Source organism: Burkholderia savannae (assembly GCF_001524445.2).
GTDB lineage: Bacteria > Pseudomonadota > Gammaproteobacteria > Burkholderiales > Burkholderiaceae > Burkholderia > Burkholderia savannae.
In genome coordinates this window covers 3,926,791-3,947,510 of the sequence record NZ_CP013417.1, presented here as the reverse complement: position 1 = coordinate 3,947,510, position 20,720 = coordinate 3,926,791, and the positions used below count along the sequence as shown (strand labels likewise).

Here is a 20,720-nt window from a genome sequence, read left to right as displayed (position 1 = left end):
CTTCATATTTTTGAAGCGGTAACAGCGGTAGGAGTGGAGTATGGATCATTTGCAGTCGATGCGAGTGTTCGTCAAGGTCGCGGATCTCGGCAGTTTCGCCCGGGCGGCGAGCGCGATGGACATCTCGAACGCGGTCGCGACGCGCCACGTCGCCGACCTCGAAGGCCGGCTCGGCACCCGCCTTCTGAATCGCACCACCCGTAGCCTCTCGCTGACCGAATCCGGCCAGGTCTATTTGGAGCGGGCGCGCCAGATCCTCGACGAGCTCGAAGATGTCGAGCAGATGGTCGTCGCGCGCAACCACGAGCCCGTCGGCACGTTGCGGATCGTCGCGCCCGTCGTGTTCGGCCTGCATAACCTCGCGCCGGTGCTGCAGACATACACGCAGCGCTTTCCAAAGGTCATTCCCGATCTGACCCTCGTCGATCGACAGGTCGATCTCGTCGAGGAAGGGTTCGACGTCGGCGTCGTGATCACGCGGCAGATGCGCAGCGCGAGCATCGTCACGCGCCGGCTGACGACGGGCTGCATGGTGGTCTGCGCGACGCCGAGCTATCTGGAGAAGCACGGCATGCCGACGCATCCCGAGCAGCTCGTCGAGCACCCGTGCCTCAGCCTGCCGTCCGAATACTGGGGCGACGAGCGCGTGTTCACCGGCCCGGACGGCGAGGTGCGCGTGCGGCCGTCGAACGTCGTCGTCGCGAACAACACCGAAATGCTGCGCCAGTTCGCGATGCTCGGCATGGGCGTCGCGATCCTGCCGAGCTACCTGATCGGCAGCGACATCGCGCGCGGCAAGCTCGTGCGCCTGCTGAGCGAGTACCGGCTGCCGCAGGTCGAGATCAACATCGCGTATCCGAGCCGCCGTCACCTGCCGGCGAAGGTGCGCACGTTCATCGATCACCTCGTCGAGCACTTCAGCCAATTGCCGGACACGATGTTGGGCGAGCAGTGGGCCGCGCAGGGCGGCTTCGGCCAGCCCGTCGAGGCGCTGCCCGCCGACGCGCTCGCCGAGCGCCCGAGCGCCGCCGATCCGGCGCTGTCGCCGCGCCTGCCGCGCGCGCCGCGGGCGCGCACCGTCGTGCCGTCTCCGCTGTAACGCGCGCCGGCGCCGCGCGCGTCCTTGTCCGGCGCGCACGCCGCTGTGCGCCGGATCTCCACCGCAAAAAGCAAAAGCGCGGGCTCGTCGGGAGCCCGCGCTTTTGTTTGGACCGACGCGTCGAGGCGTTCATGCCGCTCGATCGCACGGCACGGCGCACGCCGCGTGGCGCCGCGCCCGGCGCGCCGCGCGGGCTCGGCGTCGACGCCGATTACGAACCCGTCTTGCGGGCGGGCGTCTTGCGCGCGGCCGTCTTTCGAGCGGGCGCCGCCTTCTTCTCGGCTTTTTCGTCGCCGTCCGTCGCGGCGTCTTCGGCCGCGGCCGTCGACTTGGACGCGGTCTTCTTCGCCGCCGCGGGCTTCGGCTCCTTCTTCTCGAACTCGAAGCCGATCTTGCCGTCTGCCTGCTTGACGAGGTACGCCTTGAAGTTGCGTCCGGTGCGCGACGACTTGAAGTTCGGCAGCAGATCGGTGCGGCCGTTCTCGAGGAGCTTCGCCATCTGTTCGCGGGTGATCTCCTGCTGCAGGATCACCTTGCCGGAGCGGAAGTCGCAAGTCTTCGGGTTCGCGACCGCATGCTCGCAGACGTAGCTCATCCCGTGCTCGAACACGCGGCCCTTGCACTTCGGACATGCGCCGACCGGCTCCTGCGCGGAAAAATCGGGCGCCTCGCCCTCTTCGCCGCCCTGGTCCTGGCCGAAGTCGAACTCGAGCTTGTAGTTCTTCGTCTCGTCGTCGAACGTGAGCTTGAGGATCGCGGAGAACGGGCGGCCCATCTTGCTGCGGAAGCCCGACAGCGGCCCGATCTCTTTCTTCTGCAACAGCTCCTCGACTTCGGCGACCTCGAACTGCCGGCTGCCCGGGATCTTCGAGATCGAGAAATCGCACTTCGTGCAGGCGAAGCGCCGGTAGTTCTCCTTCACCTGGCCGCCGCAGTTCGGGCACGGCGTCTCGAGCGTCGCGTAGTCGCCCGGGATCGTGTCGGAGTCGTATTCCTTCGCGCGCTTGACGATCGTCTGCGTCATCCGCGCGATTTCCTGCATGAACGCGTCGCGCTGCAGGTTGCCGCGCTCCATCTGCGACAGCTTGTATTCCCACTCGCCCGTCAGCTCGGGGGCGGTCAGCTCCTTCACGCCGAGGCCGCGCAAGAGCGTCATCAGCTGGAACGCCTTCGCGGTCGGGATCAGTTCGCGGCCTTCGCGCACGAGGTACTTCTCGCCGAGGAGGCCTTCGATGATGGCCGCGCGCGTCGCCGGCGTGCCGAGGCCCTTCGCGGCCATCGCTTCGCGCAGCTCGTCGTCCTCCACGAGCTTGCCCGCGCCTTCCATTGCCGACAGCAGCGTCGCTTCCGAATAGCGCGCGGGCGGCTTCGTCGTGAGGCCGTGCGCGGCGATCTTGTCGGTCTTGACCTTCTCTTCCTTCTGCACCGGCACGAGGTTCGCGTCGGCGCCCTCGGCGTCGCGGCCGTACACCTGCAGCCAGCCCGGCTCGACGAGCACCTTGCCTTCCGTCTTGAAGTGGTGGCCGGCGACTTCGGTGATCCGCGTCGTCACCTTGTACTCGGCGGCCGGGAAGAACACGGCGAGGAAGCGCTTGACGACGAGGTCGTAGAGCTTTTGCTCAGGCTCGGACAGCGATTTCGGCGCTTGCAGCGTCGGGATGATCGCGAAGTGGTCGCTGATCTTCGAGTTGTCGAAGATCCGCTTGTTCGGCTTTACCCAGTTCTTGTCGAGCACCTGCTTCGCGTGCGGCAGGTAGTTGTTGCTTTCCTTGAGCATCTCGAGCGTCGATTTCACCGTGTCGAGGTAGTCCTCCGGCAGCGCGCGCGCGTCGGTACGCGGATAGGTGAGCACCTTGTGCTTCTCGTACAGCGCCTGAGCCAGGCCGAGCGTGTTCTTCGCGGAGAAGCCGAAGCGGCTGTTCGCCTCGCGCTGCAGGCTCGTCAGGTCGTACAGCAGCGGCGACAGCTGCGTCGACGGCTTCGATTCCTCGGTGACGGTGCCGATCTGGTCGCGGCACGCGGCGACGATCGTCTCTGCGGCGGGCAGGCTCCAGAGGCGCGAGTCGCGCTTTTCGGGGTCGAATTCGTCCTTCTTGAACTTCGGATCGTACCAGCGGCCTTCGTAGAAGCCGCCCGCGCAGACGAATTCCGCGCGCACTTCCCAGTAGTCGCGCGGCACGAAGCGGCGAATCTTTTCTTCGCGCTCGACGACGATCGACAGCGTGGGCGTCTGTACGCGGCCGACGGTCGTCAGGAAGAAGCCGCCGCCCTTGCTGTTGAACGCCGTCATCGCGCGCGTGCCGTTGATGCCGACGAGCCAGTCGGCCTCCGAGCGGCAGCGGGCGGCGTCGGCGAGCGGTTGCATGTCCGAGTCGGTGCGCAGGCGCGCGAAGCCGTCGCGGATCGCGGCGGGCGTCATCGACTGCAGCCACAGGCGCTGGACCGGCTGCTTCGCCTTCGCGTGCTGCGCGATCAGGCGGAAGATCAGCTCGCCCTCGCGCCCCGCGTCGCATGCGTTGATCAGGCGCTCGACGTCCTTGCGCTTGATCAGCTTCGTCAGCACCTTGAGGCGAGACTCGCTCTTCGCGATCGGATTCAGATCGAAATGGGGGGGAATGACGGGCAGGTGCGCGAAGCTCCATTTGCCGCGCTTGACCTCGTATTCCTCGGGCGCGGCAATTTCGAGCAGGTGGCCGACCGCCGACGACAGCACGTAATCGTCGCTTTCGTAATATTCGTCATGCTTGGTAAAGCCGCCCAAAGCGCGCGCGATGTCGTTCGCGACAGAAGGCTTTTCCGCAATGATGAGTGCTTTCGACATGACAAGTGTGTATTGGTAGACCGGGCGAGCCCGAGTGCGGGCCCTTTTACGACGGCTTTATAGCACACGGCGCCCAAACGGCGGCCGGCGCGAGCAAAAAGCGGGTCATCATAAGTGGGGGCAAGGGCGGCGGCAAGCCTGTCGCACGCCCTCTCGCGTAAACCAGCGGTAAAGCCGCATTTCGCGATCGATATTTTGGGGCCGAATGGCGCTAGTCGAACAAATTGCGCAGCTTCGGTGCATGCGGCGCGCCCGGCAGCGCGGTCAGGTCGGACAGCATTCGTTCGACGATTGCCGCATGCGGCAGCACGGTGCCGAAGAAGCGAACCGAGTTCGCGTCTTCGATAAGGAGCGTCGGGAAGTTCTCGACGTCGAGCTCGTCGAGCCGATCGGCGTGCGTTTCGATGTCGACCCACGCGAAGCAGGCGTCGGGGTGCGCGTCGGCGAGCCTGTCGAACGCAACGCGGTATTCGCGGCAGGTGCCGCACCACTCGGCGCACAGGCAGGCGACGAGTAGCGTGTCGGGATTCCGGAGGCGCTCGGCGATCCGATCTTCGTCGGTGTCGAGATTCAGCGCGGGCATTGGTGGATTTCCTTGAATCGTAAGGTGGCGGCGGCTCGGGCGAACGCGCGAGCGGGACGCCTATTCGCCGGAATGTAGCACGCCGCCCGTTCCGCGCGCTTGAGCGCACGCCTGCGCGCCGTCGATGCGGGTGTAGCGGCCGCCCGGCAGCGCCGCGATGCGTCCGGCAAGCTCCAGTTGCAGCAGCAGCCGGTGCAGCGAGTCGCTCGCGAGCGACGTGCGCTGAGCGAGCAGCTCGGGCGGCACGGGGCCGTAGCCGATCGCGTCTAGCAGGCGGCGTGCGTCGTCGTCGAGCGCGGCGTCGGCCGACGCGCCGGCGCGCGCGTCGCACGGCTTGACGGCAGGCCGGGCGGGGTCGAGGCCGAATTCCTCGAGCACGTCGGCGGCGGTCTCGACGAGCTTCGCGCCGTCGCGGATCAGCGCATGGCAGCCTTGCGACAGCGGCGCGTGGATCGAGCCGGGGATCGCGAACACGTCGCGTCCCATCTCGTTCGCGAGTCGCGCGGTGATGAGCGAGCCGGAGCGCGGCGCCGCCTCGACGATCAGCACGCCGCCCGATAGCGCGGCGATCAGCCGGTTGCGTTGCGGAAAATGCGCGGATCGCGCGGGCGTGCCGAGCGGCCACTCGGAGACGAGCGCGCCGCGCTCGGCGATTTCGTGGGCGAGCGCATGGTGGCGAGCGGGATAGACGAGGTCGGCGCCGGTGCCGATCACGGCGACCGTGCCGCTTGCGCCGTCGAGCCCGCCTCGGTGCGCGGCGCCGTCGATGCCGCGCGCGAGGCCGGACACGATCGAAAGGCCGGCGTCCGACATCTCGCGCGCGAAGCGTGTCGCGTCGGCGAGCCCTTGCGGCGTGGCGTCGCGACTGCCGACGATCGCGACCGCGCGCGCATGGAGCAGCGCAACGCGCCCCTTTATATATAGCAGCGGCGGCGGATCGTAGAGTTCGGCGAGCGAGCGGGGATAGGCGGGATCGTGCCGGGTCACGAGCGCGTTGCCGGGTTCGGCGAGCCAGGCGAGCGCCGCGTCGACGCGCGGCTCGAAATCGTCGGCGGGCGGCGCGAGCAGCGCGCGGGCCGCCGCGTCGCCGGCGAGCGCCGCCAATTCCGCGTGCGACGCGGAGAAGAGCGCTTCGGGCGACGCGAATGCGCCGAGGAGCGCAGCGCAGGCCGCGGCCGGCACGCCCGACGCGCCGGCAAGCCGCAGCCAGCCGGCGAGCTCGGCCCGCGTTAGCGTCAGCGGCGACATGATGAAACCCTCCAGAAGCGCGGCCAGCGGGCCGCGTGGTGCCGTGATAAAATTTTCATCATCCGAAATAAAACGAATGCCACGCGCGCAGGCGCGCGGCGATTGGCCGGTCATCGCGGCGCGCGGCGCATTCCGCGCGTCGCAGAATCCATCTTGAGGCCGGCGCGCGCGCCGCGGCAGTCGGCCGAACGGCCGATGCGCGCGAGTCGTTCGTCTCTCAACACTGAACATCATGGCTTTGCTGAACATCCTTCATTACCCCGACAAACGGCTGCACAAGGTGGCCAAGCCGGTCGACAAGGTCGACGATCGCATCCGCAAGCTCGTCGCCGACATGGCCGAGACGATGTACGCAGCGCCCGGAATCGGTCTCGCGGCGACGCAGGTCGACGTGCACGAGCGCGTGATCGTGATCGACGTGTCCGACGAGAAGAACGAGCTGCGCGTTTTCATCAATCCGGAAATCGTCTGGACGAGCGACGGCAAGCAGATTTACGAGGAGGGCTGCCTGTCGGTGCCCGGCGTCTACGACGAAGTCGAGCGGCCGGACCGGGTGCGCGTGCGCGCGCTCGACGAGAAAGGCGAGCTGTTCGAGGTCGATTGCGAAGGGCTCCTCGCGGTGTGCATCCAGCACGAGATGGATCACCTGATGGGCCGCGTGTTCGTCCAGTATCTGTCGCCGCTCAAGCAGAACCGGATCAAGACGAAGATGAAGAAACTCGAACGCGCGATGTGACGCGCGCGGCTGCTTCCCGATTCATTTGCACATGACACATTCACTGCGAGTCATTTTCGCCGGCACGCCGGAATTCGCCGCGGCGGCCCTCGCCGCGATCCATCACGCCGGCTTCCCGGTGCCGCTCGTGCTGACGCAGCCCGATCGCCCGGCCGGGCGCGGGATGAAGCTGCAGGCAAGCGCGGTGAAGCGCTATGCGCTCGAGCACGGCATCGCGGTCGCGCAGCCGCCGTCGCTGCGCCGCGCGGGCAAGTATCCGGCCGAAGCCGCCGCCGCGCTCGATTTGCTGCGCGCGACGCCGCACGACGTGATGGTTGTCGCCGCATACGGCCTTTTGCTGCCGCAGGAAGTGCTCGACCTGCCGCGCCACGGCTGCATCAACATCCACGCGTCGCTGCTGCCGCGCTGGCGCGGCGCGGCGCCGATCCATCGCGCGATCGAGGCGGGCGACGCCGAAACCGGCGTCACGCTGATGCAGATGGACGCGGGCCTCGACACGGGCGCGATGCTGCACGACGCGCGCGTCGCGATCGCGGCCGACGACACGACGGCGACGCTGCACGACAAGCTTGCGGCGTCGGGCGCGCGCCTCATCGTCGATGCGCTCGCCGAGCTCGAGCGCGCAGGCTCGCTCGTGTCCACGCCGCAGCCCGCCGGCGGCGTCACCTATGCCGAGAAGATCGGCAAGCACGAGGCGGCGCTCGACTGGCGCAAGCCGGCCGCCGTGCTCGCGCGGCAGGTGCGCGCATTCGACCCGTTCCCGGGCGGCGCGGGCACGCTCGACGGCGCGGCGCTCAAGCTGTGGGCGGCCGATGCGGTGCCGGCGCATGGCGGCGCGGCGCCCGGCACGATCGTCGAAGCGGGGCCGGACGGCGTCGTGATCGCATGCGGCGACGGCGCGCTGCGCGTCACGCAACTGCAGAAACCGGGCGGCAAGCGCTTGCCTGTGCGCGAGTTTCTCGCGGGCGCGCCGCTCGTGGCCGGGCAGCGCTTCGTATTGCCCGACGCCGCGTAATTTCGTCGCCCGAGAACATTCCATCGGAATCGCGCGCGCCGCGCAATCGGCCGAACGGCCAGGTCGCGCGGCGTCGGGCGCACGCGTAGAATTCTTTGACATCAGCATCGAGGGATCGGCATGTTCGGCATCACCCATCTTGGCTTGTTCGTGGCGGCAGTCTTCCTGTTGAACGTCACGCCGGGGCCCGATACCGCGTACATCGTCGGCCGCAGCGTCGCGCAAGGGCGCGGCGCGGGGCTCATGTCCGCGCTCGGCATTTCGGCCGGCTGCTGCGTGCATGTGCTCGCATGCGCATTTGGCCTGACGGCGGTGCTTGCCGCGTCGGCTACCGCGTTTACGGTCATCAAGATCGTCGGGGCGGCCTATCTCGTCTACCTCGGCGTGCGCCTCATTTTCTCGAAGCAGGAACCGGCGGCCGAGCAGTCCGCCGCGCGGCGCGGCGCGGACAAATCGCTGCGCCAGCTGTTCACGCAAGGGTTCCTGACCAACGTGCTGAATCCGAAGGTGGTGCTGTTCTTCGTGTCCTTCTTCCCACAGTTCGTGTCGGCGGACAGCGACCACAAGGTGCTCGCCTTCCTCACGCTCGGCGCGGTGTTCCTCGCGATGAGCACGGTGTGGTCGTGTACCGTGGCGTGGGTCGCGGGCACCGTCACGCGGCGCTTCGCCGGCAAGCCTGGTGTGAAGAAATGGCTCGACCGCGGCGTCGGCAGTGCGTTCGTGGGCCTCGGCGTCAAGCTCGCGACGTCGACGCGCTAAGGATTGAATTTTCTCGAAACGCTCTTATCTAACAAATCGCTTACAATCACGCGCCGCCGATGAGCGTGCGGCGCGATCCCCGCAGACGGATAAGGAGTGGGAAACATGTTCAATTGGGTCAAAACGGCGATGCTGATGGCCGCGATCACGGCCCTGTTCATCGTGATCGGCGGGATGATCGGCGGATCGCGCGGGATGATGATCGCGCTGCTGATCGCGCTCGGTATGAATTTCTTCTCGTACTGGTTCTCGGACAAGATGGTGCTGCGCATGTACAACGCGCAGGAAGTCGACGAGACCACGGCGCCGCAGTTCTATCGGATGGTGCGCGAGCTCGCGACGCGCGCGAATCTGCCGATGCCGCGCGTCTACCTGATCGACGAAGCCCAGCCGAACGCGTTCGCGACCGGCCGCAATCCCGAGCATGCGGCTGTTGCCGCGACGACAGGCATCCTGCGCGTGCTGTCCGAGCGCGAGATGCGCGGCGTGATGGCGCATGAGCTCGCACACGTGAAGCACCGCGACATCCTGATTTCGACGATCTCCGCGACGATGGCGGGCGCGATCTCGGCGCTCGCGAACTTCGCGATGTTTTTCGGCGGGCGTGACGAGAACGGGCGTCCGGCCAATCCGATCGCGGGCATCGCAGTCGCGCTCCTCGCGCCGATTGCTGGCGCGCTGATCCAGATGGCGATTTCGCGGGCGCGCGAGTTCGAGGCGGACCGCGGCGGCGCGCAGATTTCGGGCGATCCGCAGGCGCTTGCTTCGGCGCTCGACAAGATCCATCGCTATGCGTCGGGCATTCCGTTCCAGACGGCGGAACAGCATCCGGCCACCGCGCAGATGATGATCATGAATCCGTTGTCGGGGGGCGGGCTGCAGAACCTGTTCTCGACGCACCCGGCCACCGAGGAGCGGATCGCGCGGCTGATGGAAATGGCGCGCACCGGCCGCTTCGATTGACGACCGTCATCGCGCGGCGACGCACTCGCGAAGGGGCGTCGCGGCGGTAGCAATTCCTGACGCGCTTTCGCGCGTCGGACGATCGGGCAAACCCCGCATGCCTTGAGCTGCGGGGTTTGTCGTTTTCGGCGAGATGGCTGCTTGGTCGATGCCGCAAAGAGCGCCTTGCGAGCGGCCGAGGATTGTGTCGATACTGCGCCAACCGCGCCAACCGCGCCAACCGCGCCAACCGCGCCAACCGCGCCAACCGCGCCAACCGCGCCAACCGCGCCAACCGCGCCAACCGCGCCAACCGCGCCAACCGCGCCAACCGCGCCAACCGCGCCAACCGCGCCAACCGCGCCAACCGCGCCAACCGCGCCAACCGCGCCAACCGCGCCAACCGCGCCAACCGCGCCAACCGCGCCAACCGCACCAACCGCACCAACCGCACCAACCCGAGTCCCACTCCCCCGGCACGCTACAATATCCCGCTGACCGGCCCAGAGCCGGCCACCGGCACCTCCCTACCATCGCCCGGCGCCATCGCGCGCTGCGGACACTGCTGATCCGATGACCCAGACTCGCCCTTCTCGTTCCCGCGCATCCGGCGCGCCCGCTCGCGCCCCGCGCCTGTCGATGCTGCATCTCGTCCCCGATTCGCTCGGCTTCGCGCTCGACGGCGCCGCGCAAGCGGTCGACGCGGTCAGTCGCGGCGCGGCGCTGCCCGCCGCGCTCGCCGCCGTCCAGGCGTCGTTTGCCGACGGGGCGCAAGCGGCGGCGCGCGGCGCGATCCAGGACATCGCGTATCGCGCGGTGCGCCGTCGCGGCACGGCTGAATGGCTGATCGCGCAATTCGTCGCGAAGGCGCCGCATGCGCATGTGCATGCGCTTCTCGTCTGCGCGTTCGCGCTCCTCGTCGACGACGACGAACACGCCGCGTACGCGCCTTTCACCGTCGTCGATCAGGCGGTGAGCGCGATCGGCGCGCGCCGCGAGTGCTCGTTCGCGAAGGGGCTCGTCAACGCGGTGCTGCGCCGGTTCCTGCGCGAACGGGCCGCGTGGCTCGAGCGGATGCAGTCCGATCGCCGCGCACGCTGGAACTACGAGACGTGGTGGATCGACGCGGTCGAGCGCGCATGGCCCGACGCGTGGCAGCGCATTCTCGCCGCGGGCGACGCCCCCGGCCCGCTGACGCTGCGCGTGAACGCGCGCCGCATGACGGCCGACGCGTATCTCGATCTGCTGCGCGCCGAGCGGATCGACGCCGAGAGGATCGGCCGGCACGCAATACGACTCGCGTCGCCGCTGCCGGTCGAGCGCATTCCGGGCTTCGCGGACGGCGTCGTGTCGGTGCAGGATGCGGGCGCGCAGCTCGCGGCCGAATCGCTCGGCGCGCGCGACGGCATGCGCGTGCTCGACGCGTGCGCGGCGCCCGGTGGCAAGACGGGCCATCTTCTCGAGCTCGCGGACGTCGAAGTCGTCGCGCTCGAAAGCGATTCGGCGCGCGCGCCGCGCATCGGCGAAAATCTCGCGAGACTGTCGCTCGTGGCCGACGTGCGCGTCGGCGATGCGGGCGATCCCGCGCAATGGCACGACGGCCGCCCGTTCGACCGGATTCTCGCGGACGTGCCGTGTTCCGCGTCGGGCATCGTGCGCCGTCATCCGGACATTCGCTGGCTGCGCCGCGCGGCCGACATTCCCGCGCTCGTCGCCGAGCAGCGCCGCATTCTCGCCGCGCTCTGGCCGCTCCTGAAACCGGGCGGCGAGCTGCTGTATGCAACCTGCTCGATCTTTCCGGAAGAGGGCGAGCAGCAGGCGCGCTGGTTTGGAGACGCCCATCAAGATGCGGTACGATTGGACGCGCCCGGGCAGTTGCTGCCGCAGGGGGCGTCAGGCGGGGCGCCGGCCGTCGGGGGATCGGGCGAGCCCGGCCGGCATGTCGATCACGACGGATTTTTCTACGCGCGCTTTCAGAAACGGTGACGATCAAACGCTTCTTTCCACTCCGGCTCGCGGCCGTGCTCTGGGCCGCGCTGACGCTGTGTCTCGCTGCCGTTCCCTCCGCGCACGCCGATCCGATCGCCGTGCAGCGCGCGTCGCTGCAGTCGGACGGCAACGGCTGGAGTCTCGACGCGCGTTTCGACTTCGAGCTCAACAGCAGCCTGGAGGATGCGGTCAACAAAGCCATCCCGCTTTATTTCACGACCGATTTCGAACTGAGCCGCGCGCGCTGGTATTGGTTCGACGAGCAGCCGGTGTCGGTGTCGCAGACGATCCGTCTGTCGTTTCAGCCGCTCACGCGCGAATATCGCGTGTCGACGGGCGGCTTGCAGCTCGGCTTTCCGACGCTGAAGGAGGCGCTCGCGGTGGTCAAGCACGTGACGTCCTGGCATGTGATCGACAAGAGCCAGGTGCGCCCGGGCGAAACGTACACGGCGTCGGTGCGGATGCAGCTCGACACCGCGCTGATGCCGAAGCCGTTCCAGGTCGACGCGGTGAACAACCGCGACTGGAACCTCGTTTCCGATTGGAAGCGCTTCACTTTCACGGCGGCCGAACGTGCTAAGTAAAATGCGCGTCCGCCGCGCGACGAGCGGAAAGAGCCTCCTCATACGCGTGATCGTGTCGACCGTCGCGATCACGGCGATTCTGTTGCTCGTGCTGCTCGCGGCCGCGAGCGCGAACACCGAGTTCTTCGATCGCTACTACTCGTGGCTCTACTCGGCGAACATCATCGTCGCGCTCGTGTTCATGCTCGTCGTGCTCGGGCTCGTCGGGATGATCGTCGCGCGGCTGAGGAAAGGCAAGTTCGGCACGCGGCTGCTCGCGAAGCTCGCGGTGTTCTTCACGCTCGTCGGCGTCGTGCCGGGCGGGATCATCTATATCGTGTCGTATCAGTTCGTGTCGCGCAGCATCGAGTCGTGGTTCGACGTGAACGTCGAGACGGCGCTCACCGCGGGCCTGAATCTCGGCCGCGGGATGCTCGACACGTCGCTCGCGGATTTGCAGACGAAGGCGCGCCTGATGGCCGAGCAGCTCGCGAGCGCCGACACCAACACGAACGGCACGACGCTCACGCTTCTGCGGCTGCGCGAGCAGATCGGCGTGCAGGACGCGACGATCGTCGAGCCGGGGCGCAGCACGGGCGCGTCGCCCGACGTGCACATCGTCGCGCAGGCGTCGGGCAACTTCGCCGCGCTGATCCCGGACGACATGCCGACGCCGCTGATGCTGAGCCAGGCGCGCGAGCATGGCGGCTATGCGGCGATCGAAGGCGAAGTGGACGGCGATCCGCACGCGCACGGCTCGAAAGGCGCGCTGCGCCTGCGCGTCGTGCAGCGCATTCCCGATTCGTCGACGTCGCTGCTGCAGCCCGACGAGCGCTTCCTGCAGCTCACGCAGCCGGTGTCGCCGACGCTTGCGCGCAACGCCGACGCGGTGCAACGCGCGTATCGCGAATATCAGGAGAAGGCGCTTGGCCGCAGCGGGCTGCGCAAGATGTACATCGGCACGCTCACGCTCGCGCTCTTCCTCGCGACGTTCATCGCGATGATGATCGCGCTCGCGCTCGGCAACCAGCTCGCGCGGCCGTTGTTCCTGCTCGCGCAGGGCACGAAGGAGGTCGCGGAAGGCGATTACACGCCGAAGCGCGAAATCAAGACGCGCGACGAGCTCGGCTTCCTCACGCAGTCGTTCAACGCGATGACGCGGCAGTTGTCGGAGGCGCGCCTCGCGGTCGAGAAGAACCGCGTCGCGCTCGAGCATTCGAAGACCTACCTCGAGAGCATTCTCGCGAACCTGACGGCGGGCGTGTTCGTGCTCGACCGCCAGTTCCGCCTGACGACCGCGAACCGCGGCGCCGAGCGGATTTTCCGTCAGCCGTTCAATTCGCTGATCGGCACGACGCTCGATCAGGTCGGCGTCGTCGCGGAATTCGGCGCGATGGTGAGAAAGGCGTTCGCCGATCGCGAGGCGGCGGGCCGGGGCAGCGGCGAGGATCGCGGCCACTGGCAGCAGCAGTTCGCGGTCGAGGTGCCGGGCGAGGCCGATCCGCTGACGCTGCTCGTGCGCGGCACGCGGCTCGTGTCGACGGCGGCCGCTCCGGGGCAGCCCGACGATCCGCAGACGTCCGGCTACGTCGTCGTGTTCGACGACATCTCCGACGTGATCTCCGCGCAGCGTTCGGTCGCATGGGGCGAGGTGGCGCGGCGGCTTGCGCACGAGATCAAGAATCCGCTCACGCCGATCCAGCTGTCGGCCGAGCGCCTGCAGATGAAGCTTTCCGACAAGCTCGCGCCGCCCGACGCCGACGTGCTCAAGCGCGGCGCGACGACGATCGTCAATCAGGTGGCCGCGATGAAGCGGATGGTCGACGATTTCCGCGATTACGCGCGCACGCCGCCCGCGGTGCTCGTCAATCTGCAGCTCAACGATCTGGTGAGCGAAGTATTGACGCTCTACGGCGTCGGCGAAGGCAAGAACACGATCGTCGTCGAGCAGGCGCCGCTTCCCGTGATCCGCGGCGATGCGACGCAACTGCGTCAGGTGATCCACAATCTGCTGCAGAACGCGCAGGATTCGGTCGCCGACGTCGAGCATCCCCGTGTGTTGCTCGAAACCAAGACAGTAGAATATGGCGATCCCGACGCGGACGGCAAAACGCGGGTCGCGGTTCGGTTGACCGTCTCGGACAACGGTCCGGGTTTTCCGGCGCGCATCCTGACGCGCGCGTTCGAGCCTTACGTGACGACGAAGGCGAAGGGTACGGGGCTCGGTCTCGCGACGGTGAAGAAGATCGTCGACGAGCATGGCGCGCGGATCGATTTGCGCAATCGCATGCACGGCGACGTCGTGGAAGGCGCGCAGGTCTCGATCCTGTTCCTGCAACTCGCGGACGATGCGGCGGGCGCCGGGGGCGGAGCGAACGGCGGCACGGCACCCGCCAAGACAAGAGCAACTGTGCAGACAAAGGCAGCGTAAATGGCAACCATCCTGGTGGTAGATGATGAAATGGGCATCCGGGAATTGCTCTCGGAGATCCTCAGCGACGAAGGGCATGTCGTCGACGTAGCGGAGAACGCGCAGGCCGCGCGCGACTACCGGCTGCGGCATGCGCCCGATCTCGTGCTGCTCGACATCTGGATGCCCGATACCGACGGCGTCACGTTGCTGAAGGAGTGGGCGAGCCAAGGACAATTGACGATGCCCGTCATCATGATGTCGGGGCACGCGACGATCGACACGGCCGTCGAGGCGACGAAGATCGGCGCGCTCGATTTCCTCGAGAAGCCGATCACGCTGCAGAAGCTGCTGAAGTCGGTCGAGCACGGCCTCGCGCGCGGCGCGGCGCCGCTGCCCGCGAGCACGGCGGCGAAGCCGGCGGCGGGGCCGTCGTCGGTCGCGTCCGCGGCCGCGCTGCCGACGTTCAACGACGACGCGTCCGCGGCGTTCGAGGGCCAGACGACAGCCGCGATTCCGTTCGACATTCCGCTGCGCGAGGCGCGCGACGCGTTCGAGCGCGCGTACTTCGAATATCACCTCGCGCGCGAGAACGGCAGCATGACGCGCGTCGCGGAGAAGACGGGCCTCGAGCGCACGCACTTGTACCGGAAGCTGAAGCAGCTCGGCGTCGAGCTCGGCAAGAAGCCGGCCGAAGGCGCGGTATAAATTTTTGCGCAAAGGGCTTGATCGGTGTTTTGCGCATTGCTATAATCTTTTTTCTTCGTGGCCCGGTAGCTCAGTTGGTAGAGCAGCGGATTGAAAATCCGCGTGTCGGTGGTTCGATTCCGCCCCAGGCCACCAGCAGTATTCCACCCCAAGAATCGCCAGATTCTTGGGGTTTTTCGTTTGTGGAGCGGCATGTCCGGCCTTCGGCCGATTTTGGGGCGGCGTGATAAAATCTCCGTCGACTCAAAGACTTAGAGGGCTTGAGGGCGCGCCCGAGCGGCGCCGCAAGTCCTTTTTTGTTTCGGCGCCCGAGCACGGCGCGAGAGCGTGCGCCGCCGCAGCGCGGCGCGATGAGCGACATAAGCGCCGCGCCGTTTCGGGCCGCGCGCTGCTGCCTATACTGGGTGGGCCGGCACTGCCGGCGCGCGTCGGGCCGCCGGCGCGCTCGCTCATCATTCACGGAGTATCACGGTGATTCGGACAGACGCTAAGAACGGCGCGCTCGTATTGTTTTCCGGCGGCCAGGATTCGGCCACGTGCGTTGCCTGGGCGCTCGAGCGCTATCAGAGCGTCGAGACGCTCGGCTTCGATTACGGCCAGCGTCATCGCGTCGAGCTCGAGTGCCGCGAGGGCGTGCGCGACGCGCTGAAGCGGCGTTTTCCGCAGTGGGCGCACAAGCTCGGCGACGATCACATGATCGATCTGTCGGTGCTGGGCGCGATCAGCGACACCGCGATGACGCGCGCGATCGAGATCGAGACGGCGTCGAACGGCCTGCCGAACACGTTCGTGCCGGGCCGCAATCTGCTGTTCGTGACGATCGGCGCGGCGATCGCGTATCGGCGCGGGCTGCGCGCGCTCGTCGGCGGCATGTGCGAGACCGATTTCTCCGGTTACCCGGATTGCCGCGACGACACGATGAAGGCGCTGCAGGTCGCGCTCAATCTCGGCATGGATGCGCGCTTCGTGCTGGAGACGCCGCTGATGTGGCTCGACAAGGCCGATACATGGCGGCTTGCCGAGCAGCTCGGCGGCCAGCCGCTCGTCGAGTTGATTCGCGTCGAGACGCACACGTGCTATGTCGGCGAGCGCTCGGAGCTGCACGACTGGGGTTTCGGCTGCGGCGAGTGCCCGGCGTGCAAGCTGCGCAAGCGCGGCTACGAGGCGTATCTGCGCGGCGAAAGCGTGACGGAGGCGCCCGTCTGAGGCGCGCGGCGCTCGCGTGGGTGCGCGGGTGCCGGTGGGATTCATCGAGTAACGGAAGGCGAACGGCGCAAGCTGGAACGAAGCGGCATGACGTACACGGTCAAGGAAATCTTCTATACGTTGCAGGGCGAGGGCGCGAACGCCGGCCGTCCGGCCGTGTTCTGCCGGTTTGCCGGCTGCAATCTGTGGACGGGGCGCGAAGAGGATCGCGACGGCGCGGTGTGCCGTTTCTGCGACACCGATTTCGTCGGCGCCGACGGCGAGAACGGCGGCAAGTTCAAGGATGCGGAATCGCTCGCGGCGAAGATCGCGTCGCTGTGGCCGCCAGGCGAGGCGCATCGCTTCGTCGTCTGTACGGGCGGCGAGCCGATGTTGCAGCTCGATCAGCCGCTCGTCGACGCGCTTCACGCGGCGGGCTTCACGATCGCGATCGAGACGAACGGTTCGCTGCCCGTGCTCGAATCGATCGACTGGGTCTGCGTGAGCCCGAAGGCGGACGCGCCCCTCGTCGTCACGAAGGGCAACGAATTGAAGGTGGTGGTGCCGCAGGACAACCAGCGCCTTGCCGATTACGCGAAGCTCGACTTCGACCATTTCCTCGTGCAGCCGATGGACGGCCCGTCGCGCGAGCTCAACACGAAGCTCGCGATCGACTGGTGCAAGCGCCATCCGCAGTGGCGGTTGTCGATGCAGACGCACAAGTACCTGAACATTCCTTGAGCCATACGCCTCATTCATCGTGCTGATTACCCGAAAACTCGAATTCGACGCGGGCCACCGCATTCCCGATCACCGCAGCCAGTGCCGCAATCTGCACGGGCATCGCTACGTGCTCGAAGTCACGCTGCGCGGCGATCTCGTCGAGACCGAGGGCGCGCCCGACCGCGGGATGGTGATGGATTTCGCCGACGTGAAGGCGCTCGCGATGGAGCACCTCGTCAGCAAGTGGGATCACGCGTTCCTCGTCTATGCGCGCGACGAGGTCGTGCGCTCGTTCCTCGAGAAGATGGCCGATCACAAGACGGTCGTTCTCGACCGGATTCCGACCGTCGAGAATCTCGCGGCGATCGCGTTCGACATCCTCGCGAACGTGTATGACGCGCATTACGGCGTGAATTTGCGGCTCGAGCGCGTGCGTCTGTACGAGACGCCGAACTGCTGGGCCGACGTCGAGCGCGAATCGCGCGCGTGATGCGGGCGGCGCGCGGCGCGATTGCGCCGTTGCGCGCGCTTCGACATGCATGCCGCACCGCGCGGCGGCCGATTGCGCCGCGCGTATCCTTTTCTTCGCCGAACCTGTCGGCTTCTCCGATTCCGCCGCGAGTCGCCCGGTCTTGCGCCGATATTCTCCGAATCCGCGTGCGGGCCGCGATCACGGTATGATCGACTCGTGAATCGTCCGCCGCGACGAACGAGCCGCGCCCCCGCCTGTTGCGGCGCAGCGCCCCGCCCGGCGGCCGCTTGCCCCCTCTTCCGAATCGCAGTCCGCTCGTGCGCAGCACGACAGGAGGCCGCCGATGAGCACGCTCACCAATTCCCTCAAGGCGCGCCTGCGCGACGGCGACGAGCCGCTGCTCGGCCTCTGGCTCACGCTCGCGAGCGCGGCGGCGACCGAGGCGCTCGCGCATGCAGGCTTCGACTGGCTGTGCATCGACATGGAGCATGCGCCGAACGATAGCCGCGACGTCGCCGCGCAGCTGCGCGCGCTCGCCGCCGCGCATTTGCCGAGCGAGCCCGTCGTGCGGGTGCCGGCGCGCGAGCCGTGGCTCGTCAAGCGGGCGCTCGACGCGGGCGCGCGCACGCTGATGTTTCCGAACGTCGAGACGGCCGACGAGGCCGCGCACGCGGTGCGGCTCACCCGCTTTCAGGCGCCCGATGCGCCGGACGGGCTGCGCGGCGTCGCGGGTATCGTCCGCGCGGCCGCGTACGGGATGCGGCGCGATTATGTGCAGACCGCGAACGCGCAGATCGCGACGATCGTGCAGATCGAATCGGCGCGCGGGATCGACGACGCCGAGCGGATCGCGGCGACGCCGGGCGTCGACTGCGTGTTCGTCGGGCCTGCCGATCTGTCGGCGAGCCTCGGGCATCTCGGCGATACGAAGCATCCGGACGTCGCGGCGGCGCTCGAACACGTGCTCGCGGCCGGACGGCGCGCCGGCGTGCCGGCCGGCATCTTCGCCGCCGACGCGGCGGGCGCGCGCCAGTATCTCGAAGCCGGCTTTCGCGTGATCGCGCTGTCGGCGGACGTCGTGTGGCTGCTGCGCGCGACGCGGCAGGCATTGCAGGAGGTGCGGGGATGAACGGGAAGCGTCGCGGCGCGCCGTGGTTCGCGCGCACGCGGCATGCGCATCGCGGCGCGGCGGTCGGCTCGCTCGTCGTCGCCGCGGCGTTCGGCGCGGCGTTCGGCGCGGCGGCGGGCGGCGCGTTCGCGCAGGCGTCGGGCGCGCAGAAGCGGCCGAATCCGGAGCGCGAGACGGAATCGGCGGTCGCCGACTACAACGCGGGCAATCTGCGCGCCGCGCTCGTGCAGTTTCACGACGCGGCGACGCGCGGCAACCGCCTCGCCGCGTTCGATTACGCGATGATGCTGATCACGGGCGAAGGCGTGACGGCGAACGTGCCGGAAGGGCTGCGCTGGCTCAAGCGCGCGGCCGACGCGGGCATGTCGCAGGCGCAGTACGTGTACGGCCGGATGCTCGACGACGGCGAGTTCGTCGCGCGCGATCCGGCGGCCGCGCACGGCTGGTTCCTGAAGGCCGCGCGGCAAGGGCACGTACAGGCGGAGCTCGCGCTCGCGAACCAGTTTCTCGACGGGCGCGGCACGCCGCGCGACAACCGCCAGGCGTTCGAATGGTACAAGCGCGCGGCCGATGCGGGCGAGCCGGTCTCGCAATACGTGACCGCGTCGTTCTACGAGCGCGGCGGCGACGGCGTCGTGCGCAATCTCAACATCGCGCGCGCGTACTACGCGGCGGCCGCCGCGCAAGGCGACGACGCCGCGGCGCTCAAGTACCGCGAGCTGACGGCCGTGCTGAAGGCGGGGCCGGGCGGCGCGTCGGCGCCGAAGGCGCCGGCTCCGTCGAATTGATCGCGCGGGGAACCGCGAATCGACAGAGCATTCGAACCGGCGAACGGCGAACGGCGAACGGCGAACGGCGAACGGCGAACGGCGAACGGCGAACGGCGAACGGCGAACGGCGAACCCGCGAACCCGCGAACGACGAACCGAGAACCGAGAACCGAGAACCGAGAACCGAGAACCGAGAACCGAGAACCGAGAACCGAGAACCGAGAACCGAGAACCGAGGTCCGCTCGACTTCGAGGCTTACCCGTTCGACATCGCGACACGCCGACGGCAACGGCACGCCGTCCAGCGGCCGTACATCGCCTCGAGCCGCCCCATTCACCGCGCCGAGCGCCGCGCCCAGCGCCAGCCCGAACCGAAGCGGCACATAAAAAAGCGGCGCATCGCGCGCCGCTTCGATCAGCTTTTCATCAGCCGTTTCTGCCGTCCGACGCTCATGATGAGCCCGACGGCGATGCCGAGCGTCGTGAGCGCGGTGCCGCCGTAGCTCATGAACGGCAGCGGCACGCCGACGACGGGCAACACGCCGCTCACCATCCCGATGTTGACGAACGCGTAGACGAAGAACGCGAGCGTGAGCGAGCCGGCGAGCAGCCGCCCGAACAGCGTCGCGCCCTGCGCGGCGATGTAGAGCCCGCGCACGATCAGCGCCATGTAGAGCGTGAGCAGCACGAGCCCGCCGACGAGCCCGAATTCCTCGGAAAACACCGCGAAGATGAAGTCGGTGTGCTTTTCCGGAATGAATTCGAGGTGCGCCTGCGTGCCCTTCAGATAGCCCTTGCCGAGCGGGCCGCCCGAGCCGATCGCGATTACCGCCTGGATCGTGTGGAAGCCCTTGCCGAGCGGGTCGGACGTCGGGTCGAGCAGTGTGCAGACGCGGTGCTTCTGGTAGTCGTGCATCAGCGGCCAGACGACGTCGGGCTGGCAGATGCGCTCCTCGAACACGGCGATCGAGCCGACCGCGATCACGCCGGCAACGAGCACCGGCACGATCAGCTTGAACGACAACCCCGCCAGATAGATCACGAAGAGGCCCGCCGCGAATACGAGGACGGCGGTGCCGAGGTCCGGCTGCTTCGCGATCAGCCCGACGGGCACCATCAGGATCACGAACGCGACGACGAAGTCGTACCAGCGCAGGCTGCTTTCGCGGCGCTGGTAGTACCACGCGAGCATCAGCGGGGTCGCGATCTTGAGGATCTCGGACGGCTGGATCACGACGCCGACGTTCAGCCAGCGCTTCGCCCCCTTCTTCGTCATCCCGAATAGCGCGACCGCGACGAGAAGCGCGACGCCCAACGAATAGAGCGGCACCGCGAAGCGCATCAGCGTCTGCTGCGGGATGTTCGCGATCACCCACATCAGCACGAACGTCAGCATGATGTTGCGCAGCTGGTCCTCGACGCGGCCGGGCATGTCGATGCTCGCGCTGTAGAGCGTGACGATGCCGACGCACAGCAGCAGGAACACGATGAGCGCGAGCGGCCGGTCGAAGCCCTCGAACATCTGCTTGATCTTGTCGAGCGAGGCGCGCTTGTCGAATTGCATGCCT

At 67.8% G+C, this 20,720-nt stretch carries 19 protein-coding genes and 1 tRNA gene; 16 read left to right on the top strand and 4 right to left on the bottom strand.

Annotated elements, in window-relative coordinates:
• The first annotated feature begins 40 nt into the window (after positions 1–40).
• On the top strand, positions 41–1,099 hold the full coding sequence (locus WS78_RS19340) for a LysR family transcriptional regulator (RefSeq protein ID WP_038748594.1): 1,059 nt from the start codon (positions 41–43) through the stop codon (positions 1,097–1,099).
• A gap of 211 nt (positions 1,100–1,310) precedes the next feature.
• On the opposite strand, the gene WS78_RS19335 is transcribed toward WS78_RS19340, so the two are convergent.
• The 3 genes from WS78_RS19335 to dprA form a co-directional block, all read right to left on the bottom strand.
• Positions 1,311–3,920 (bottom strand): DNA topoisomerase III, encoded by a 2,610-nt coding sequence (locus WS78_RS19335; RefSeq protein ID WP_059583735.1) that lies wholly within the window; start codon positions 3,918–3,920, stop codon positions 1,311–1,313.
• Between the two features lie 211 nt (positions 3,921–4,131).
• Positions 4,132–4,503 (bottom strand): thioredoxin family protein, encoded by a 372-nt coding sequence (locus WS78_RS19330; protein WP_038748592.1) that lies wholly within the window; start codon positions 4,501–4,503, stop codon positions 4,132–4,134.
• A gap of 60 nt (positions 4,504–4,563) precedes the next feature.
• A complete protein-coding gene (dprA, locus tag WS78_RS19325) occupies positions 4,564–5,751 on the bottom strand; it encodes a DNA-processing protein DprA (protein ID WP_059583738.1) in 1,188 nt (395 codons plus the stop codon).
• A 232-nt stretch (positions 5,752–5,983) separates the two neighbouring features.
• On the opposite strand from dprA, the gene def reads away from it, so the two are divergent.
• The 15 genes from def (at position 5,984) to WS78_RS19245 (ending at position 19,170) form a co-directional block, all read left to right on the top strand.
• On the top strand, positions 5,984–6,487 hold the full coding sequence (gene def, locus WS78_RS19320) for a peptide deformylase (protein ID WP_038748590.1): 504 nt from the start codon (positions 5,984–5,986) through the stop codon (positions 6,485–6,487).
• A gap of 31 nt (positions 6,488–6,518) precedes the next feature.
• Entirely contained in the window at positions 6,519–7,502 is a 984-nt protein-coding gene (fmt, locus tag WS78_RS19315; RefSeq protein WP_038748589.1) for a methionyl-tRNA formyltransferase, read from the top strand.
• A gap of 120 nt (positions 7,503–7,622) precedes the next feature.
• Positions 7,623–8,261: a LysE family translocator gene (locus tag WS78_RS19310; protein ID WP_038748588.1), complete on the top strand. Its 639-nt coding sequence runs from the start codon at positions 7,623–7,625 to the stop codon at positions 8,259–8,261.
• Positions 8,262–8,366: 105 nt separating this feature from the next.
• Positions 8,367–9,224: a zinc metalloprotease HtpX gene (gene htpX, locus WS78_RS19305; RefSeq protein WP_038748587.1), complete on the top strand. Its 858-nt coding sequence runs from the start codon at positions 8,367–8,369 to the stop codon at positions 9,222–9,224.
• Between the two features lie 182 nt (positions 9,225–9,406).
• The gene (locus WS78_RS37665) at positions 9,407–9,772 is read left to right on the top strand and encodes a hypothetical protein (protein WP_226377170.1); all 366 of its coding nucleotides are present in this window, start codon (positions 9,407–9,409) and stop codon (positions 9,770–9,772) included.
• A 4-nt stretch (positions 9,773–9,776) separates the two neighbouring features.
• Entirely contained in the window at positions 9,777–11,189 is a 1,413-nt protein-coding gene (rsmB, locus tag WS78_RS19295) for a 16S rRNA (cytosine(967)-C(5))-methyltransferase RsmB (protein WP_059583740.1), read from the top strand.
• Positions 11,186–11,776 (top strand): DUF4390 domain-containing protein, encoded by a 591-nt coding sequence (locus tag WS78_RS19290; protein ID WP_038748585.1) that lies wholly within the window; start codon positions 11,186–11,188, stop codon positions 11,774–11,776. Before rsmB ends, WS78_RS19290 begins: the two co-directional genes overlap by 4 nt.
• Before the next feature lies 1 nt (position 11,777).
• A complete protein-coding gene (gene esaS, locus WS78_RS19285; protein WP_038748584.1) occupies positions 11,778–14,186 on the top strand; it encodes a sensor histidine kinase EsaS in 2,409 nt (802 codons plus the stop codon).
• A complete protein-coding gene (gene esaR / locus WS78_RS19280) occupies positions 14,187–14,873 on the top strand; it encodes a response regulator transcription factor EsaR (protein WP_038748583.1) in 687 nt (228 codons plus the stop codon).
• 59 nt (positions 14,874–14,932) lie between these two features.
• Positions 14,933–15,008 (top strand) — tRNA-Phe (locus tag WS78_RS19275).
• Between the two features lie 336 nt (positions 15,009–15,344).
• Entirely contained in the window at positions 15,345–16,079 is a 735-nt protein-coding gene (queC, locus tag WS78_RS19265) for a 7-cyano-7-deazaguanine synthase QueC (protein WP_059583743.1), read from the top strand.
• Positions 16,080–16,166: 87 nt separating this feature from the next.
• Complete coding sequence (gene queE / locus WS78_RS19260) at positions 16,167–16,799, top strand: 7-carboxy-7-deazaguanine synthase (protein WP_038748640.1); 633 nt, start codon at positions 16,167–16,169, stop codon at positions 16,797–16,799.
• A gap of 19 nt (positions 16,800–16,818) precedes the next feature.
• Positions 16,819–17,271: a 6-carboxytetrahydropterin synthase QueD gene (queD, locus tag WS78_RS19255; RefSeq protein WP_038748581.1), complete on the top strand. Its 453-nt coding sequence runs from the start codon at positions 16,819–16,821 to the stop codon at positions 17,269–17,271.
• A 325-nt stretch (positions 17,272–17,596) separates the two neighbouring features.
• A complete protein-coding gene (locus WS78_RS19250) occupies positions 17,597–18,382 on the top strand; it encodes an HpcH/HpaI aldolase family protein (RefSeq protein ID WP_038748580.1) in 786 nt (261 codons plus the stop codon).
• Positions 18,379–19,170 carry a tetratricopeptide repeat protein gene (locus tag WS78_RS19245; protein WP_059583744.1) on the top strand — a complete coding sequence of 264 codons (792 nt, stop codon included), beginning with the start codon at positions 18,379–18,381 and terminating at the stop codon, positions 19,168–19,170. Before WS78_RS19250 ends, WS78_RS19245 begins: the two co-directional genes overlap by 4 nt.
• Positions 19,171–19,567: 397 nt before the next feature.
• Here WS78_RS19245 and rodA read toward each other — a convergent pair whose 3' ends face one another.
• Positions 19,568–20,716, bottom strand: a complete 1,149-nt coding sequence (gene rodA, locus WS78_RS19230) for a rod shape-determining protein RodA (RefSeq protein ID WP_059583746.1) — start codon at positions 20,714–20,716, stop codon at positions 19,568–19,570.
• Positions 20,717–20,720: the final 4 nt, after the last annotated feature.

Bases quoted from the DNA above. Each gene is read 5' to 3' on its own strand.
- WS78_RS19340 (WP_038748594.1), top strand. From the start codon at position 41: ATGGATCATTTGCAGTCGATGCGAGTGTTCGTCAAGGTCGCGGATCTC.
- WS78_RS19335 (WP_059583735.1), bottom strand. From the start codon at position 3,920: ATGTCGAAAGCACTCATCATTGCGGAAAAGCCTTCTGTCGCGAACGAC.
- WS78_RS19330 (WP_038748592.1), bottom strand. From the start codon at position 4,503: ATGCCCGCGCTGAATCTCGACACCGACGAAGATCGGATCGCCGAGCGC.
- dprA (WP_059583738.1), bottom strand. From the start codon at position 5,751: ATGTCGCCGCTGACGCTAACGCGGGCCGAGCTCGCCGGCTGGCTGCGG.
- def (WP_038748590.1), top strand. From the start codon at position 5,984: ATGGCTTTGCTGAACATCCTTCATTACCCCGACAAACGGCTGCACAAG.
- fmt (WP_038748589.1), top strand. From the start codon at position 6,519: ATGACACATTCACTGCGAGTCATTTTCGCCGGCACGCCGGAATTCGCC.
- WS78_RS19310 (WP_038748588.1), top strand. From the start codon at position 7,623: ATGTTCGGCATCACCCATCTTGGCTTGTTCGTGGCGGCAGTCTTCCTG.
- htpX (WP_038748587.1), top strand. From the start codon at position 8,367: ATGTTCAATTGGGTCAAAACGGCGATGCTGATGGCCGCGATCACGGCC.
- rsmB (WP_059583740.1), top strand. From the start codon at position 9,777: ATGACCCAGACTCGCCCTTCTCGTTCCCGCGCATCCGGCGCGCCCGCT.
- esaS (WP_038748584.1), top strand. From the start codon at position 11,778: ATGCGCGTCCGCCGCGCGACGAGCGGAAAGAGCCTCCTCATACGCGTG.
- esaR (WP_038748583.1), top strand. From the start codon at position 14,187: ATGGCAACCATCCTGGTGGTAGATGATGAAATGGGCATCCGGGAATTG.
- queE (WP_038748640.1), top strand. From the start codon at position 16,167: ATGACGTACACGGTCAAGGAAATCTTCTATACGTTGCAGGGCGAGGGC.
- WS78_RS19250 (WP_038748580.1), top strand. From the start codon at position 17,597: ATGAGCACGCTCACCAATTCCCTCAAGGCGCGCCTGCGCGACGGCGAC.
- WS78_RS19245 (WP_059583744.1), top strand. From the start codon at position 18,379: ATGAACGGGAAGCGTCGCGGCGCGCCGTGGTTCGCGCGCACGCGGCAT.
- rodA (WP_059583746.1), bottom strand. From the start codon at position 20,716: ATGCAATTCGACAAGCGCGCCTCGCTCGACAAGATCAAGCAGATGTTC.